The organism is Acidiphilium sp. JA12-A1 (assembly GCF_000724705.2).
Taxonomy (GTDB): domain Bacteria; phylum Pseudomonadota; class Alphaproteobacteria; order Acetobacterales; family Acetobacteraceae; genus Acidiphilium; species Acidiphilium multivorum.
Genome location: NZ_JFHO01000196.1, coordinates 1 through 3084, shown reverse-complemented (window position 1 = coordinate 3084; position 3084 = coordinate 1). Strand labels below are relative to the sequence as shown.

General features: G+C 61.0%; 2 protein-coding genes and 1 pseudogene. 2 read left to right on the top strand and 1 reads right to left on the bottom strand.

The window, feature by feature from the left end:
* Positions 1 to 312: 312 nt before the first annotated feature.
* A protein-coding gene (locus RT91_RS21030; RefSeq protein WP_152982890.1) for an IS630 family transposase occupies positions 313 to 1259 on the top strand; the annotation gives its coding sequence in 2 pieces (ribosomal slippage) (positions 313 to 652 and positions 652 to 1259; 948 coding nt in all).
* 143 nt (positions 1260 to 1402) lie between these two features.
* Here RT91_RS21030 and RT91_RS21805 read toward each other — a convergent pair.
* Positions 1403 to 1648, bottom strand: coding sequence for a hypothetical protein (locus RT91_RS21805; protein ID WP_152982889.1), 246 nt, complete (start codon positions 1646 to 1648; stop codon positions 1403 to 1405).
* Between the two features lie 924 nt (positions 1649 to 2572).
* Between RT91_RS21805 and RT91_RS19235 the strand changes: the two are divergent.
* A pseudogene (locus RT91_RS19235) lies at positions 2573 to 3084 on the top strand (transposase); the annotation flags it as partial.

Below are 3084 nucleotides of genomic sequence, written 5' to 3'. Positions count from 1 at the left end.
GAAGCGTATCGGCGTCAGCCGGTAGCCGCCTGATCCGCGCGCCGGTGCCGAGGGTTTAGGGGCAAACAGGAGATGGTTATCGGTCGAACCGACGAGCAACAAAATCCGTCTGAATCTACGGCAGTTCCATGCCGCAATTTCTGTTTGGATGTTGCTCGCGGCACCCATCTGGGCCAGCGGTCAGACCACCGCGTCAAAGGCCGGACACATGACCGCATTCGAACCGATACCAAATTCTGCTTTAACGACTTGAACCCAACGGGCCGTCCACACATGATTCAGAATCCGTGCTGGTGAAGGAGGCCGGCATGGATGGGCCAACCACTATCGATGGATCTTCGTCGGCGGCTTTTGGCGGCGATTGATGAGGGGATGAGTTGCCGGGCAGCGGCAGCCCGCTTTGGGGTGGCGCCGGCGACGGCAATCCGCTGGCGAGCGCAGCGTCGCGATACCGGCAGCTTTGCTCCGAAGCCTCAGGGTGGCGACACGCGCTCACGTCGGGTTGAGGAACGGCGGGCGGACATTCTCGCAATCTGGGAAACGCGTAAGGACATCTCGCTTGCAGAGCTGCGCCTGGCGCTGATCGAGGTCGGCTTGCACGTCTCGGTGGCCGGGCTTCACCGCTTCTTCATCCGCCGCGGCATGACGCGTAAAAAAAGACTGGCCACGCCATCGAGCAGGATCGCCCCGATATCCTGAAACAGCGCCAGGACTGGTTCGATAGCCAGTTCGATCTGGACCCGGATCGCCTCGTCTTTATCGACGAAACCTGGACCGCCACCAACATGACCCGCAGCCATGGCCGCTGCGCCAGGGGCGAACGTCTGCGGATGGGCTTCCCACACGGTCACCGCAAGACCACCACGTTGGTGGCGGGGCTGCGCATGACCGCGATGGTCGCGCCGATGGTGCTGGACGGCCCCATCAACGGCGACTGGTTCGAGGCATATGTCACCAAAGTTCTCACACCCGAACTGCGGCCCGGCGACGTGGTCATCATGGACAATCTGTCGAGCCACAAGCGTGACGCGGTGCGTGAACGGATCGAAGCGGCCGGCGCAACCCTGCGCTTCCTCCCGCCCTATAGTCCCGACTTCAATCCGATCGAGAAGGCGTTCGCGCGCCTCAAGGCCATCCTCAGAAAGATCGGAGAGCGAACCGTCTCCGGCCTATGGGACCTGATCGGCAGGCTCGTCGACAGCTTCCAGCACCGCGAATGCGCCAACTACTTCAGCTCATGCGGATATGACCCGGACTGATCGAAATACGCTCTAAGCCAAGATTTCAATGCGATGTAACGCCTTCTTGTTGTGGCCGCAGATGCGTTTCCAAAGCTATGCTGCGTCGCACAAAATTCATGTTGAAGCCTCTCTTGGCTGAGCTATATCTCGTCCAACGGGGGTCATGCCCCGTTGGACGTTTCCTCCCTAAACTTGGCGGCCGCAATGGTCGCCATTTTTTTTGCGCCGATCCGATTGGCTGGAAGTGTCCGCAATGACCGAACGCCATCCTCTATCCGCAAAAGTCCTTTGAGCCTGTCGTGGTCCGCCATTTCATCTATGGATATGGCCTGACGCACCGCGTGGGTCGCCGGATCGGCCTCGCGGGACAGATTGTCGCTGGCCGGGATAGAAGCGGGTTCTGGCATTGGCGCCTCGCGTGTAAACTGCCCTTTCGGCCAAGTCGGTCCCGGCTCCGTTCCTGATGCGGAGTCCTCATTGCGGAACGTTGGCAGCAGGTTGCCTGGATGGTGGCCCACGCGTTCGATCGGTCAGATCAAGGCCAGGGTCGAAGCGATCGCTCGCCAGGCAAAGCAGATCGAAAATCGAGGAACGGCGTGCCGGGAGGGCGTTCATGAGTTCACGCGCGCCGCCACAAAGGCCCGCAGGCCGACGCCCGCATGAAGATCGTGCTGGGAGTGTTTGACCTCGAGGCGGCCCGGCGAAATCCCGGCCTGCTCGAAATGCTCCGGTCCGTGGTCAGCGGCGCCCGTCCCCGGGACCAGATCCTGTTCCGTGATACGATCCTCGCGGATGCGAGGGAGTCAGCCCGGGCACCACTATGTCCGAGACGTCACCTTCGCCGCGGATCTATCCCGGATCCGCTCCAACCCAGGTGTCATCGCCCGATTGCGCAGCTTCGCCTTCAACATCCTCATGGTCGGAAAAACCAACGCAAGTACACCCAGCCAAGACAGCTACCGCGCCACACTCGCCGGACTCAAACACCTTCTCGCCCTCATTACTATCCCAAGGCGTTGCACAGCCCTGCTCAGACCCTGATCCGCCGATGGGGTGCATCGACCCAGCCGGTCGAGCACGATACGATCGTCCAATCATGAGGGCCGACATAAAATTCCGATCAGCGCCAGTTGGACAACACTCTGTCGACACCACTTCCATCAAATTCATATTTTCGTGATCGAAACTATTTCTAAATAAATCAATAATAGAACGCCTATTCTAGACCAGATGTTCGCCTGAGATTGGGGTGACCCGTCTCGCAGTATGCAGGTTTCCGAGGGTTGCGCCGGGAGGTCCGGTGCCGAGCCTCAATGCATAGGAGACGGGTCATGGGAAAGCATATCACTTTTATCGGGCTGGACGTGCACAAGGAGACGATCACGGTCGCGCTGGCGGAATCTGGCGGCCGCGATGACGTGCGCGAGTATGGCCGGATCGCGAACACCCCGGAGGCGCTGACGAGGGTGGTGACGAAGTTGCAGCGCGTGGGCGGGGAACTGCGATTTTGCTATGAAGCGGGTCCATGTGGCTACGGGATCCAGCGACAGCTGACGGCGGCCGGGCATGACTGCGTGGTGGTGGCGCCGTCGCTGATCCCTCGCAAGCCGGGGGAACGGATCAAGACGGATCGTCGGGATGCGGTGAACCTGGCCAGGCTGCATCGGGCGGGGGAATTGACGGCGGTCTGGGTGCCGGATCCGGCGCATGAAGCGATCCGTGACCTGGTCCGGACTCGATTGATGGCGGTGCGAGCACTACGGGCAGGCGCGCCAGCAGCTGTCCGGCTTCCTGCTGCGTCATGGGGCGACACTACGAGTCGTCAAGCCTGGACGTTGATGCA

Bases quoted from the DNA above. Each gene is read 5' to 3' on its own strand.
- RT91_RS21805 (WP_152982889.1), bottom strand. From the start codon at position 1,648: ATGCCAGAACCCGCTTCTATCCCGGCCAGCGACAATCTGTCCCGCGAG.